The sequence below is a fragment of the Pseudobutyrivibrio xylanivorans DSM 14809 genome (assembly GCF_900141825.1).
In the GTDB taxonomy this organism is placed as follows: domain Bacteria; phylum Bacillota; class Clostridia; order Lachnospirales; family Lachnospiraceae; genus Pseudobutyrivibrio; species Pseudobutyrivibrio xylanivorans.
Genome location: NZ_FQYQ01000018.1, coordinates 1 through 15,139, shown reverse-complemented (window position 1 = coordinate 15,139; position 15,139 = coordinate 1). Strand labels below are relative to the sequence as shown.

The window sequence follows — 15,139 nt, the reverse complement described above, 5'->3', positions numbered from 1 at the left end:
AAATTCCATTAGATAATATCTATGAAATCCTTTTCAGTCTGATTAAACATCACAACTGCAACTATCGTTAATGCTAAAGTAAAAATCGTGCTATAAATAAGTGCTAACATATTTATTTCTCCGCTTCCTAACATACAAAGTCGAAATGCCTCTACATATGAAGAAATAGGATTTATATACACCAATCCTTGAACATACTTAGGTAACTGAGAAGTGGAATAAACTACAGGAGATACATACATCATCACTGTTGTGAGTAATCCCACCATATGCGAAAAATCTCTATATTTAATAGTTATACATGAAACAATTAGTCCCATTGCTGTTCCCATCAGCGACATTACTAATGCTATTGGCAGAACCCATAAAATCTTCAGGTCAATCATCTGAGCGTCTCCTGCCAAATAAAAGAATAACCAAGCACACAAGGTCACTAAAAACTTGATTCCAACTCTTATCGCATTAAAAAGAATGTTCGCAATCGGCATTATAAGTCTTGGAAAATAAACCTTTCCAAAGAGGTAACTGTTTTCTAGCAACACTCCTGTATTACTTCCAAAACAACTAATAAAGAAATCCCAAACCACACTTCCTGTCATATAAAAAAGAAAATAAGGTGTTCCGTCAGATGAAAATTGTCCCACATAGCCAAATACAAATGAAAAAATACCTGAATTAATAATCAGGCTAAAAATCAGCCAAAGCGGTCCTAGTATCGTCTGCTTATACTGGACCTCATAATTTCTTTTTACTAAGGTCCACACTAATTCTCTATATTTAATTATTTCCTTAATTGGTACCTTAAATAGCGGAACCTTTGGTTCAATAACCGTTGTCCAGTTTTTACTCATATTATCCTTCAAATAATTTTTCTATTTCGTTAATTCGATCCTGGTAAGTAATGATTTTCTTTCGTTCCATAATCTTTTTCTTGTAATACTCGTGAAGACCAGCATCATCCATTACTCGTTTCATTGCTTTATAAATTCCAACCACATGAATTGGAGCAACGATTCCATACTCACTATCGCCAAGTAATTCTCTGACTCCTGAGCAATCAGTAAGAATCATTGGGACATCCAGAATTGCTGCCTCCTGACTTACAAGAGAATATCCCTCATAAATAGAACTAGATATAAACCAGTCAGCAATTGCAATATATTTATACGAGTTTTGACGTGCACCTATAAACTTGCAGCTTGTAACTCCAGTTCTTCTCAGTTCTTCCTGAATCCTCTCATATTCATTACCCCAAGGCTCTCTTCCACCAACGACAATAACCTCGAATTTATAGCCATCATCTTCAAGTGCTTTGCAGGCCTCAATCAAAAGAGTGTACCCCTTTTGGTCGTTAATTCGTCCAACACTGACAAATCTCAGTGGTTGTTCGTCTTTTGGCAATTCCAAGGAATCAACATCAACTACAGGCTCTTTAGCCTTTTTTAAAACATTCTCAATATTGATTGGATTGTACTTAACAATGAGATTTCCTGGGTCTCCTATCACATCACATACACCTTTTTTAATGTCCTTTGATACGCATATGATATTCCTAAACTGCTGCATCGCTGCAACTTCATTTTCTTTACTACCAAAAATATACTCCGAATAGTAATGGTTATTATAATCTGTATGATTCCAAGCATATTTCAAAGGAATATCGTATTTTGCTGCACTTAAAAGAGTTCCACCTTCTTTCATGCAAAGCAAAACATCAAAGTTCATTCTTTTTATTCTAGCCATAAACGTGTGCTCATAGAGTCTACGATTGATACTACTAAAGACATGAACAAGAAAATTAGATTTATATTCCTTTGGAACACTTTCTGATAAATATTTAACATCCGATGGATAATGCTCATAAAATGATTCATCATATTTATAAGTCATGACAGTGATCTCATACTTTTCATGCCAAGCCCAAACTAAATCATACATGAGTTTTTCCACGCCACCGCCAAATGCTAAATCATTCATTATAAGAATTTTCTTTTTCATTGATAATTCCTTCTATAATTCAATCCCTAGAGCTAACTAATTCTATCCTATAGTCTTTCTAATCTTTATTCTGTTATATAATTCTATAATTCGAATCAACACTTTTAGCATAAGAAAAATGAGTATAATTCGAACAATATAAACAGACACAAAACCTAAGAGCTGATATTTTACAAATTTCCCAGCTACTAAGTACCATGGAAACGCTATCATCTCTACTGTATGTATACACATAAAATAAAATGAATATCTTCCTAAATATCTAAGTGCGTTTGTTATTTTTCCATTATTTGTTTTATTGATTCTCAGAAAAACATATAACACACCTATTCCTAGCAAACCATTTTCTATATAAGTAACAGGTCCTAAAGAATATACATTATCGGCCATTTCTGTAAGCATGCCAAAGAACGTAAGAATTATGTTAGGTATGATTACAAATAAGGTGTATTTTACAATTAACTTGTCACTGTGCTCTGATGTAAGGATTCCTGATTTTCTAGTATAGTAGCCCATATAAACATACAAAACACCAATCAACCCCTGCGACAGGCAGAATGGTGTATATTTCACATAGCTAAGCAGCCATCCTATGAACGATAAGCCTAGCGCGTAATATTTTATTTTTTCTTCATCCATCATGTTTAATAGGATATTGAAAATAACCAACGCCCAGAATAGTGCTAAAACAAACCATATGGGACCATTAGCAAATAAAGTAATCTTTCCTAATTGAACATTCTGAGAAAACCCAAGCACCATTCCACCGAGTACCTTCGCACTCTCCTGTAATGCTCCTGGAATATATCTGAAAAAACAAAAATGAAAAATAAAATTAAAAACTACTGTGGCAATTGTAGCCCAGAGATAAGGCTTTAATAGCTCCTTATACTCCAATGAAAAGCATTTTGAAACAGATCTTTTCCTAACAGTGTAACCTGACAAAATCAATAGTGCTGGCATCAAAGAAACAACTACAGCTCCTATCACCGCAAAACATAGCCTTCCAAAAATAGACGCCTCATATACATATGGTATATATCTAAAAGCACCTTCGTTTGTATATCTTGTGATAATATCAAGCTTCATTGTTGGAAAAATCGATCTATTATGTCCAAACACAATCAGCAACATTGCTATTCCTTTTAATAAATCAAACATTCCAATTGATGTTGTGATTGGAAAATTTATATTTCTGAATATTTTCACAGTTTATCCTCATTTATCTCTAAATCGTTGCATTGTCAAATAATTCAAAATACAAGCGATAACGATTATAACACATTATATAAAACCGCATAACCGTAATAACCCACATGTTTTATAACGCTATTCATATTTTTTTATTCAAGTTGTTGTTATATTCCCATTTATTGGACATTTGTATTTATTTCGTTGTATAACAAAAGAGCTAAGGAAAGTTAATTCCTTAGCTCTGGTTTAGTCAAAGATAATTATTCTAACTAATTCTTTTTCTCTTCAATAATAGAGATGAGATCTCTAATACTTCTGATTTTTAATAAATCATCTGAAGCAAATTTAACATCATATTTAACTTCAATATCTCCGATAATTGACATTATCTCAATTGACGAAAGACATAAATCATCAAGCATTTCGCTATCTAATTCAATCTCATCCTCTGGGATGTCTGCAATATCTATTATTATGCTCTTAATGTTTTCAAAAATTTCATTCATTTACAAAATCCCTCCTTTGTTGTACCTAACGTTTAATCTTTCCAGTTGCTGTCTTGTCGAATTCTGTATCTCTAAACTCTACAAAGTAAATCTTTTTATATGCAGGCAAAGTCTGATTGAGGTTACTTATGTAATCCTTAATGCTCTGCTCATCCTGCTCAGGTGCATAGATTTCAATAGCAATTCTGTCTTTCTTCTCAAAGACTTTACACTCTTTTACTAATGAATTCTCATATACCTTAGTTTCGATTTCTTCTGGGCTAACATTTTCACCGCCAGAAAGGATAATCAAATTCTTCTTTCTTCCTGTGAGGTAGACGTAACCATCATCATCAACACGACCTAAATCACCAGTGTAAACTACTCCATCTTTCATACACTCTTTTGTCTCTTCAGGATTTTTGTAATATCCCAGCATGTTACTCCAAGATCTAACGCATATTTCTCCGTCAATACAAAATACTTCTGCGCCATCTGCAGGTCTGCCGATTGAATCGATGTGATTGTCCATATCAAAATTAGCAGTAACCGCAGTACCAGTTTCAGTCATTCCATAATACTGACCAACAGTGATGCCATTATCCATGAAGAATTTGATAAGTGGTGGCTCGATTAAAGCTCCACCAGATATGATATGTCTTGGATTACCTATACGATCCTTGCGACCACGCTTAATGCAATTAACCCACATCTTAAGCAATGCAGGTGTAACTGCTGCAAAATCAATTGAAATATTCTCTAAATCTGAAAGTACATGCTTAGCATCTCTACTAATACAAATTGTGCTGCCATTAGCTGTCCAGCTAAGCCAAGCTATAATTCCTCCCAAATGGTACATAGGGAAATTAGTGTATGCATGCGCATTAACAGTATCTTCCTTCCCCTCTAAGTATGCCCCTGGGAATATCCTTCTTATATTGCCATAAAGATTTCTAACAGATAAAGCTACGCCCTTTGAAAGGCTTGTTGTTCCCGATGTGAACAAAATAAGCGCTAAATTGTCAGCTTCTTCATCCTTGAAATCAACTAATTCTTTTTCGTCTGATGCTTCTGAAATAGTAGCAAACAGCTTTTCCTGACTAATTAATGTCAAATCTTTAAATGCTCTTTTTTCTTCAGCGTCTGGAAGAATTAACGCATCAGCCTCAGCCTGACTAATTGCATACTGGAGATTATCCATAATCTCATAATTGTTAAGAGGAATAACAACTGCACGAGAAAAAACAATTGCGCCAACAAGAACCATATACTGATAATCAGTGTTAGCTAAAAGACATATATGCTTTCCTTCAATATTTCCAAGCTGTGCTTCTAACTGATATGCACATCTTTTCATATCACGAAGATAGTCCGCATATGTCCAACTGTCTACATTGACGCCATCCAACATCTTTACAACGTTAGCGTCGCTGTGTTTTTCTAGCAAATTTAAATAATCTAACATATTTATTACACATTCCTTCTATAAATTGTATTAAAATCCATCATTGGTGTATTTACCACAATAATTACCGTTCATTATAGCATATGATTTTAGTTCATAATATTGTAATAATTTACACAATTTGTAACATTGTACCGCTTCTTTTATTCATGTTGTCAATTTTTATGTTCATGGCACAAAAACACCCCAAATGGCATTGCCAAAAGGGGTGCAATAAATCTCTACTTATTAAATTATAAACTCTTGATTCTTTCAATAGCCCTAACAGTGTTCTCTGCAGAACCAAAAGCTGTCAATCTAAAGTATCCCTCTCCTGAAGGGCCAAATCCAGCACCTGGTGTACCAACAATCTGAACCTTCTCAAGAAGATAATCGAAGAAGTCCCAAGATGTCATGTTGTCAGGAGTCTTGAGCCAGATGTAAGGTGCGTTAACACCACCGTAAACCTCGAAGCCTGCATCTTTAAGACCTGTGTAGATTGTCTTAGCATTGTTCATATAATAGCCAACCTGCTCCTTAATCTGAGCCTGTCCCTCTGCTGAGTAAACAGCCTCACCAGCGCGCTGGATAATGTAAGGCGCACCGTTGAATTTTGTGCCGTGACGACGAGCCCACATAGCGTTAAGTGAAGCACCGTCAAATACAAGATCCTTAGGTACTACTGTGTAGCCAAGACGAACGCCTGTGAAGCCTGCATTCTTAGAGAATGAGTGAATCTCGATTGCACATGTCTTAGCGCCTGCACACTCATAGATTGAATGAGGAACATCTGCCTCTGAAATATACGCCTCGTAAGCTGCATCAAAGATGATAAGGCTTCCGTTCTTATTTGCATAATCAACCCAAAGCTGAAGCTGGCTCTTTGTAAGAGTTGTACCTGTAGGGTTGTTTGGAAGGCAAAGATAAATTACATCTGGAACTTCCTTTGGGAACTCTGGAACGAATTTATTCTCTGCAGTAGTTGGCATGTAGATAAGATCTGACCACTTGCCAAGCTTCTCATCATAAGTACCAAGACGACCTGCCATAACATTTGAATCAACGTATACTGGATAAACAGGGTCGCATACTGCAATCTTAACATCTGCTGCAAAAAGCTCCTGAATATCTGCTGAATCAGACTTAGCTCCATCTGATACGAAGATTTCATCTGCTGAAATATCGCAACCTCTTGCCTGGTAATCATTCTTTGCGATTGTCTCACGAAGGAATGGATATCCTAAATCTGGAGCGTAACCATGGAATGTAGAAGCGCTTCCCATCTCATCAACTGAATCGTGAAGAGCCTTAATCATTGCTGGTGCAATTGGCTGTGTAACATCACCAATACCAAGTCTGATGATATCGGCATTTGGATTTGCCTCGCTGTAAGCAGCTACCTTTTTTGCAATTGTTGAAAATAAGTAGCTGCCTGGAAGTTTCTGAAAATTAGTGTTTACCTTGAACATGTTTACCTCCTTAAGTGACCGATTAAAAAACTATCGGCTTACAATTCTCTTAACTATTCTGTCATATGATAGATGTCCACCAAACAAGTCCAAAGCAGAACCTACAGTGAAATCCATATTATTATCAGAAAGATAGCTGATTAGCTCGATGTCGCCGTAATCGGAAACACCTCCGGCATATGTAACCGGAACCTTTTTGTAGGATGAAAGCAATCCAACTAAATCTCTGTCTATACCATTTTGTCTGCCCTCTACATCTGCTGCATGAACTAAAAATTCATCACAGTAGAAAGCTAATTTATCAAGGAAATTATAAGTAATAATTTCGTCTGTTCTCTTCTGCCATCTGTCGGTAACAATGTAGAACTTGTCATCTACTCTTGTGCAGGATAAATCAAGAACAAGATGCTCTCGACCTACTACCTTAGATAGATGCTTTAATGCGTCATAATCAATGCGACCACCATTAAATACAAATGATGTTACAATAACGTGGCTTGCTCCTGCCTGGATAAAATCCAAGGCATTTTTATCATCTACTCCACCACCGTATTGTAATCCACCTGGATAAGCTTGCAGGGCTTTTAGTGCCGCTTCCTTTGATGCCTCGTATTCCTTAGTCCCCTTTTTGTTAAGGTTAATAATGTGTCCACCCTTAAGTCCATCATGCTTGTAAAGATTAGCATAATAAACTGCATCTTTATCAGCAACGAAGTTCTCCTCTGGGTGTCCGTTCTCCTTCCACAAATCCGCAATTGTGGAACCAACAATCTGCTTTACCTTACCATCATGAATATCAATGCATGGTCTAAATTCCATACTCCCAAAATCCTCCCAGTGATAATTATTTAGCGTTCTTTATCACGCTAAAGCAAAAAATCACTTCAAAGTATAACTGTCTACGGCTGTACTTTCAATAACAGTTTCGTAAAATTTAATTGCGATTTTGAGTAAATATTCGGTATCTTTCACACCTGCTGTCTCAAATGGAGAATGCATAGCAAGCTGAGCCAGGCCGATGTCCACGCCGTTAATAGACACGTGTGCATTTGATATGTTTCCAAGTGTAGAACCACCTGCCACATCAGAACGATTTACAAAGGTCTGGAATGGCACCTTAGCCTTCTTGCAAATCTCTGTAAAAATTCCAAATGCCAATCCATCAGTCATGTACTTCTGATTAGCATTGAACTTAATAACAACACCCTCGTTCATGTATACCTTATTAGTAGGATCGCTCTTTTCCGCATAGTTTGGATGAAGAGCGTGAGCATTGTCCGCTGAAACCATAAATGAATTTGCAATAGTCTCAAGAAGCTTTGAATTATTTCCGTTCATCGCTTCGTTTATACGAACCAAAGTATCATAAAGGAATGTAGAATCTGCACCCTGCTTTGTGCCGCTTCCTACTTCCTCGTTATCAAATGTTACATGAAGCTCTACTGCTGAATCACTGTTCTTCGCATTTACGATACCCATCATTGAGCTGTAAGAACACTGTAAATCATCAAGACGTCCGATAGAAATAAATTCATCCTTAGCGCCCCATACACGACCTGCGTCTCTGTTATATAAGAATAAATCAGAACCAACTATGTCCTCTGCCTTTACCCCAAGTGACTCTGCCACCATATCCTTAAGATTGAACTTTTCATCCATGGAAATAAGTGGAAGTAAATCCTTCTGGGCATTGTATTTATATCCATCATTTGCCTCACGATTCATGTGGATAGCAAGGGATGGAAGCATGCAAAGATCACGGTCAAGATTTACAAGCTTTGTTTCGATTTTGCCTGCGTCTGTGCGAACGATGGCACGACCTGCAATGGAAAGAGGTCTGTCAAACCAAGGAGCCATAAGCATTCCGCCGTAACGCTCTGTGTTAAGCTTTACGTAGTGGCCTTCCTTCATCTCTGGCATTTCCTTGATTCTGAATGTTGGTGAATCAGTGTGAGATGCCATAATCATGAAGCTCTTGTATTCCTTCTTAGGCATTCTGAATGCAAGAATAGATGAACCATTTCTTGTAACGAAGTAATTGCCACCAAGCTTTAAATCCCAGCTGCTGGCCTCTGTAAGCTCCTCAAAACCTGCATCTAAGAATACCTGCCGCTGATTAGCTACAACATGAAACTGAGAAGGACTCTTCTCTATAAAATCAAATAAACCCTTAACTGTCTTATTCATTATTTTTTTCCTTCTTTCTTTATTGAATAACCAAATGTGCCCTGAGGCTTGGTTAATCCGTAATAAGTGCCATGGCTATATGCCAAAAGGCCTGCCTTTTCCAGCTCAAATTTGCCTGTCTCATTCATGTATTTTTCATCGGCATGAACACAGAGAACATCAGCAACAAACATTGTATGAGAGCCGTATTCATGTACCTCACGAACTCTGCACTCAATGTTAACTGGAGATTCCTCAATAAGAGAAACATTTATCTCATCAGCCTCTACTTTGTGAAGACCGCACTTTTCAAACTTATCTACATCTTTTCCCGATTTAACACCACAAAAATCAGTAGCAAATGAAAGCTCTTCTGTGGTGAGATTTATAGCAAATTCTCCCGTCTCCATAATCATTGGATAGGAATGTCTGCTAGGTCTAACTGAAATATATGCCATAGGCGGATTAGTACAAACTGTACCTGTCCAGGCAACAGTCAAAATATTGTCTTTTCCATCTTTTCCACGGCAGGTAACCATAACCGCTGGAAGTGGGTAAACCATATTTCCTGGTTTCCATTTTTGCTTTGCCATAAGCACCTCCTAAACGCTTTCAAATCTATATAAATATACCTTAGTTCACCTGTAAAAAAAAGAGGTTAAAATGCAGGCGCGGATTCTACATTTTAACCTCTAAACCGAAAATCGGTAATACCTCATTATTCATTAATCATCTCAGAGAACGTACCCATATATACATTTCCTTTACCAAGGATAAATCCTAAGTCATCCATGAAAGCCTTAGTCTTAGGGTCATCTGCAAAGCCTCTGTCCTTAAGCTCCTCTAAGAACTGTAATCCAAGTGGAGAATCAATAATGTAATCCTCATCTACCTCTGGATCATCGAAGCTTCTGTTTTTAACATACTCACCTCTGAATCTCTTATACTCAGCAGCCTCCACGCCATCATACTTCATCTCGTCCTTTTCGATGATTCTGATACACTCAAGCATATCCTCTGCGTCGTTTAAAGCGTTGTGAGCAACGTGACCACCAAGACCACAAATTGTCTTCATATCTGCAAGAGATAGATTAGCATCCAATCCGCCTGTGATATCAAGGCTCACATCCTTTTGAATATTTTCAAAGGTGCTGATGAATTTTGCTACACTTCTCTTAAGTGGCTTCTCCAGATTACGTGATTCAAAATCCCTCTGGAAATTATTCTTATCGCCGCCCCAGACGCAAATCTTACCAACCTGCCATTTCTTAATTAGATTGATAAGCTCTGTCATAACATCTTCATAGCTAGGTGCAAATTCAAGCTCTTCATTTGTAAGTCCTGTAAGCTCCGTGATAAGAGGTGGGAGCTTGTGACCTCTTGTAAGCTGAACTGTAGAATAGAATCTGTCCAGCTCCTCATGTTCCGGATTAGTAATGACCACTCCCACAGATATAACATCCTCAATCGAGGTCTTTTTAAATCTGGCACTTAGATATTCGGCATCAAGAAATGCTTGGTTCTTTCCCTTGAATCCTAATGGTGCAGTCTGACTTGGCCCCTTTTTGTTTGTAGTTTGTTTTCCTGTGTTAGTGCTCACTAAATTACCGCCCTTCTTTGACCGCGCGTTTTACGCTGTACATCTGCTCATCCGCACGACCAATAACCTCTTCCAAGTCTATCTTTTCATGGAAGACTGTTTCATATATTCCGAGACTGGCAGAAATTTTGTATTCCAGTCTCGCACTTTCATCATTTAATACATCCTCTATATCAGAGATGATTTCATCTGTATCACATTCACCAAGAACGAAGCTAAACATCTCATCACCACCAAATCTGACGCTGATAGCACTAGGTGGGCATGCGTCAGTAAGCGCTTTTGCAACTGTAGCTATAGCATGGTCGCCTGCACTGTGACCGCATGTGTCATTGATGGATTTAAGTCCATTCAAATCAGCCATAATAACTGTAAGTGGCTGTCCGTTATTAATAGGATTCTCCTTCAATTCCTCAAAATGCCCCTTGAAAGCCATTCGGTTGTAGAGACCTGTAAGTGAATCGTTCTGATACATTCTCCTGATTTTATCACGGAGATATTTTTGGTATTTCATTGAAACATAACCGCCAATTCCCATTCCAATACTGTTGGTAATAGCCGGCATTTTCGCGTAGTCAATAATATCAAATCGAGGATAGGTATAGCAAATAAATCCTAAAGATTTTCCCATGTATTCAAGCGAATTGAAAACCAAGGGATATCCCTTTTCCAAAATACCATCTAAATGAGGAATGATTGTCTCAGGATTATAAAGCACAATCCTGTCCCCTTCAGAATATGAATCTAAGAAAACACATTTCTTTCCACTTGCCTTTTCTTCCTCGAAGAAATTGTTTTCCATATCAAAGCAAGACTCCTCAATAACACAACAGGTGTGAGCAGTCATCGGATTCTTTAAATAATGAATGCATTCCTCTATTGACTGAGCTCCCATTGTACGGGAAGCAATGTTCTGCATAATATGGATATCATCCTGATGATGATAAAATCTATTATTCAAACCATCAACAACTGATAACAAATCCAGCTTACATCTTGGACATCCGCAGGATTCATTTGCAATAAATGATGGCTCAATCCACTTTTCAATATTTCTTTGGCCTTTAAACAACTGGCGAACAACATCCATAATGGCTGTAGCAAGCTCTTTACTGTTGCAGGCTGCTGTCGTGATTCCAGGTACAGACCAGAAGGCCTCCTCTATTCCGTCAAAGCCTGTGACAATAATGTCCTCGGGTATCTTAAGACCTGCCTCCTGAAAAACATCACAGACATTTATCGCCATAATATCATTAGCACAAATTACTGCCTCTGGCAGATTTCCAGATCTTATAATTTCCTGAGCTGCAAGGCGCGCTGGCATAGACCAGAAATCTCCATAGCTAAGCATGCTGTCATCAAAGGCGATTCCGTTTTCTGCAATTACCTTTTTAAAGACTTCTATTCTGGCATTTGAAAACTCGCTTGTTATTTTTCCTGCCATGAAATGAGGACGGGTTACGTGATGATCCTCTATGACGTGGCGAACTACCGCCTCGAACCCCTTCTCGTAATCATAGTTTACAAAGGATACGCCATCATATTTTCCATCAATAACGACAGACGGAACATCATGAGCTTCTGCCTTTGCAATAATACTCTGAACCAGCTCGCGACACTTTATCTTCTCATCCATTATGACTACAGCATCCGCTTTATCATAAGGAATCAAATCGAAAACTGCAGTCTCCGCCTGATTATCACCGCTGTTTCCTATTTCTGTATTCAGAGCGTAAACGAACAGACAACAATCCTTTTCATTAAGAAGTCTGTTAAGCTCAGAAATAAAACTAAACACCTGCGCATCGTAAACTCGATACGCACAAAGAACCACTAATTTCTTGCCGTTAATCATAGTATTTCTCCCAATACAAAATTCACCCCATACGACTGCATTTATTGTACTCTATTTTTATGAATTTTTCGTTACCTTTTTTATAAAATTATCAATAAGTTTCCATCTCTGGGGTCAAAAAATTTCCTTATTTTTGGTTAATTGAACAAAAATTATATCTGCAATGTATTAATTGAAGTACATTGTTATTTTCTTATCAAACATATGTTATAGTATTTCTCAGCTAGCGTGTTAGACGCATCTAACTGTCCAATGATATGCGTAAGCACAACCCCAACTAGCGTGAAGCATTTAATGTTATTGTAGTAGAAAGGAAGAATAATCATGGCAAATCACGATTTCTCACAGTGGGATGGATTCGTAGGTCGCGTTTGGAAAGACAACGTTGATGTACGCGATTTCATCCAGAACAACTACACTCCATATGATGGAGATGAATCTTTCTTAGCAGACCCAACAGAGGCTACTAACACTCTCTGGGGAAAGCTTCAGGAACTTCAGGCAGCTGAACGTGCAAAGGGTGGCGTTCTCGACATGGATACAGATATTGTATCTTCACTTACTTCTCACGGCGCTGGTTACATTTCAGAAGAGACAAAGGATCTCGAGCAGATTGTTGGTCTTCAGACAGACAAGCCTCTTAAGAGAGCTTTCATGCCATTCGGTGGTATCACAATGGCTGAGCAGTCTTGCAGAATGTACGGCTATGAGCCAAGCGAGAAGCTTCACGAGATTTTTACTAAATATCACAAGACACATAATCAGGGTGTATTCGACATCTACACACCAGAGATGAAGATGGCCCGTCACAATAAAATTCTTACAGGTCTTCCAGATACATACGGACGTGGACGTATCGTAGGCGATTACAGACGTGTTGCTCTTTACGGTATTGATTACCTTATCGAGAAGAAGCAGGCAGATTTCGCAGCTACAGCTCGTCAGGGTATGCGTCGTTACGATTTCCAGCTTCGTGAGGAAATAACAGATCAGATCAATGCTCTTAAGGGCATGAAGGAAATGGCTGCTATCTACGGCTACGATATTTCTAAGCCAGCTGGTACAGCTAAGGAAGCTGTTCAGTGGTTATACTTCGGTTACCTTGCAGCTATCAAGACACAGAACGGTGCTGCTATGTCAGTAGGTCGTGTATCTACATTCCTTGATATCTACTTCTCACGTGACCTTGCAAAGGGAATCATCACTGAGTCTGAGGCACAGGAAATCATCGATCACTTCACAATGAAGTGCCGTATGGTTAAGTTTGCTCGTATCGAGTCTTACAACCAGCTCTTCTCAGGTGACCCAGTTTGGGCTACTCTCGAGGTTGGTGGTATCGGTCTTGATGGTCGTCACCAGGTTACAAAGACTTGCTACAGATTCCTTCACACACTTGAGAACATGGGACCTTCACCAGAGCCAAACCTTACAGTTATGTACTCAAGCCGTCTTCCTGAGTCATTCAAGAAATACGCTTCAAAGATTTCTGTTACTACATCTTCTATCCAGTACGAGAATGATGATGTAATGCGTGTAACCTGGGGCGATGATTACTCAATCTGCTGCTGTGTATCTGCAACAGAGACAGGTAAGGAGCTTCAGTTCTTCGGTGCTCGTGCAAACCTTGCTAAGTGCCTTCTTTACGCTATCAACGGTGGTGTTGATGAAAAGTCTGGCGACCAGGTTGGACCAGAGTACAAGGCTATCACATCTGAGTACCTTGACTATGATGAGGTTATGCAGAAGTTCGACCAGATGATGGATTGGCTTGCTCACCTTTATGTAGGTACACTTAACATGATTCACTACATGCACGACAAGTACTACTATGAGGCTTGCCAGATGGCCCTCATCGATACACATGTACGTCGTTCATTTGCTACAGGTATCGCTGGATTCTCACACTGTGTAGATTCACTTTCAGCTATCAAGTACGCAAAGGTTAAGGCTATCCGTGATGAGAACGGAATTACAAAGGACTTTGAAATCGAGGGAGATTTCCCACGTTACGGTAACGATGATGACAGAGCTGACGAAATCGCTATCTGGCTTCTTCGTACATTCATGGGCAAGCTTCGTCACATCCATACATACAGAGATTCAGAGCCTACAACATCAATCCTTACTATTACTTCAAACGTAGTTTATGGTAAGGCTACAGGTGCTCTTCCAGATGGACGTCCAGCTGGCGAGCCACTTTCACCAGGTGCTAACCCATCATACGGTGCTGAGGTTAACGGACTTATCGCTTCCCTCAACTCTGTTGCTAAGCTTCCATACGAAGAGGCACTTGATGGAATCTCTAACACACAGACAATCAACCCAGGTGCTCTTGGTCACACAGATGAAGAGCGTACTGCAAACCTTGTTAACGTACTTGACGGTTACTTCGATCAGGGTGCACACCACCTCAACGTAAACGTATTTGGCAAGGAGAAGCTCATTGATGCTATGGAGCATCCAGAGAAGCCAGAGTACGCTAACTTCACAATCCGTGTATCTGGATACGCTGTTAAGTTCATTGACTTAACAAAGACTCAGCAGCTTGACGTTATTGCACGTACTTGCCACGAGGCACTTTAAGATATAAGAGGTGACAAACTATAAGAAGTCAATAGATAAATGATGTTTTATTAGAATCTCAAAAAAAGCATAAAATTAGTAAGCCATCTGAATTTTGTATATCAGATGGTACATACATGAAGGTTATTGGCTTTATTTATCGTACTTTTGAAGGATTAAAATCGATGTCTTGCTTTTCTAAAGCAAAAATAACTCTAACAAGCTTTTTAGCGACATGAGTTATAGCTACTCGATGAGGCTTTCCTTCGGCTCTTTTTTTGGCATAGTAGGTTGCAAATGTCATATCAAATCTAATCAATGGCAAGCAACAATTTATTAATGCATATCGAAGTTGCGAGGAACCAT

The 15,139-nt window shown here is 38.6% G+C and carries 12 protein-coding genes and 1 pseudogene; 1 reads left to right on the top strand and 12 read right to left on the bottom strand.

Annotated features, from left to right (window positions below; translation table 11 throughout):
• Positions 1-8 precede the first annotated feature (8 nt).
• The 11 genes from BUA88_RS11680 to BUA88_RS11630 form a co-directional block, all read right to left on the bottom strand.
• Positions 9-851, bottom strand: coding sequence for an ABC transporter permease (locus BUA88_RS11680; RefSeq protein ID WP_072918233.1), 843 nt, complete (start codon positions 849-851; stop codon positions 9-11).
• A gap of 1 nt (position 852) precedes the next feature.
• The gene (locus BUA88_RS11675; protein WP_072918230.1) at positions 853-1,998 is read right to left on the bottom strand and encodes a glycosyltransferase; all 1,146 of its coding nucleotides are present in this window, start codon (positions 1,996-1,998) and stop codon (positions 853-855) included.
• A 42-nt stretch (positions 1,999-2,040) separates the two neighbouring features.
• The gene (locus tag BUA88_RS11670; protein WP_072918227.1) at positions 2,041-3,207 is read right to left on the bottom strand and encodes an acyltransferase family protein; all 1,167 of its coding nucleotides are present in this window, start codon (positions 3,205-3,207) and stop codon (positions 2,041-2,043) included.
• Positions 3,208-3,461: 254 nt separating this feature from the next.
• Positions 3,462-3,698, bottom strand: coding sequence for an acyl carrier protein (locus tag BUA88_RS11665; protein ID WP_072918224.1), 237 nt, complete (start codon positions 3,696-3,698; stop codon positions 3,462-3,464).
• A gap of 25 nt (positions 3,699-3,723) precedes the next feature.
• Positions 3,724-5,142: a class I adenylate-forming enzyme family protein gene (locus BUA88_RS11660; RefSeq protein ID WP_072918222.1), complete on the bottom strand. Its 1,419-nt coding sequence runs from the start codon at positions 5,140-5,142 to the stop codon at positions 3,724-3,726.
• A 233-nt stretch (positions 5,143-5,375) separates the two neighbouring features.
• The gene (locus BUA88_RS11655) at positions 5,376-6,590 is read right to left on the bottom strand and encodes an LL-diaminopimelate aminotransferase (RefSeq protein WP_072918219.1); all 1,215 of its coding nucleotides are present in this window, start codon (positions 6,588-6,590) and stop codon (positions 5,376-5,378) included.
• 30 nt (positions 6,591-6,620) lie between these two features.
• The gene (hisA, locus tag BUA88_RS11650; RefSeq protein WP_072918218.1) at positions 6,621-7,409 is read right to left on the bottom strand and encodes a phosphoribosylformimino-5-aminoimidazole carboxamide ribotide isomerase; all 789 of its coding nucleotides are present in this window, start codon (positions 7,407-7,409) and stop codon (positions 6,621-6,623) included.
• Between the two features lie 60 nt (positions 7,410-7,469).
• Positions 7,470-8,777 carry a M18 family aminopeptidase gene (locus BUA88_RS11645; protein WP_072918215.1) on the bottom strand — a complete coding sequence of 436 codons (1,308 nt, stop codon included), beginning with the start codon at positions 8,775-8,777 and terminating at the stop codon, positions 7,470-7,472.
• A complete protein-coding gene (locus BUA88_RS11640; RefSeq protein WP_072918213.1) occupies positions 8,777-9,349 on the bottom strand; it encodes a flavin reductase family protein in 573 nt (190 codons plus the stop codon). The genes BUA88_RS11645 and BUA88_RS11640 overlap by 1 nt, the downstream gene beginning before the upstream one ends.
• 125 nt (positions 9,350-9,474) lie before the next feature.
• The gene (locus BUA88_RS11635; protein WP_072918210.1) at positions 9,475-10,356 is read right to left on the bottom strand and encodes an exonuclease domain-containing protein; all 882 of its coding nucleotides are present in this window, start codon (positions 10,354-10,356) and stop codon (positions 9,475-9,477) included.
• A gap of 4 nt (positions 10,357-10,360) precedes the next feature.
• Positions 10,361-12,211 (bottom strand): diguanylate cyclase, encoded by a 1,851-nt coding sequence (locus tag BUA88_RS11630; protein WP_072918207.1) that lies wholly within the window; start codon positions 12,209-12,211, stop codon positions 10,361-10,363.
• A 324-nt stretch (positions 12,212-12,535) separates the two neighbouring features.
• Between BUA88_RS11630 and pflB the strand changes: the two genes are divergently transcribed.
• Positions 12,536-14,794, top strand: a complete 2,259-nt coding sequence (gene pflB, locus BUA88_RS11625; protein ID WP_072918204.1) for a formate C-acetyltransferase — start codon at positions 12,536-12,538, stop codon at positions 14,792-14,794.
• A 136-nt stretch (positions 14,795-14,930) separates the two neighbouring features.
• On the opposite strand, the pseudogene BUA88_RS16395 reads toward pflB, so the two are convergent.
• A pseudogene (locus tag BUA88_RS16395) lies at positions 14,931-15,139 on the bottom strand (IS110 family transposase); the annotation flags it as partial.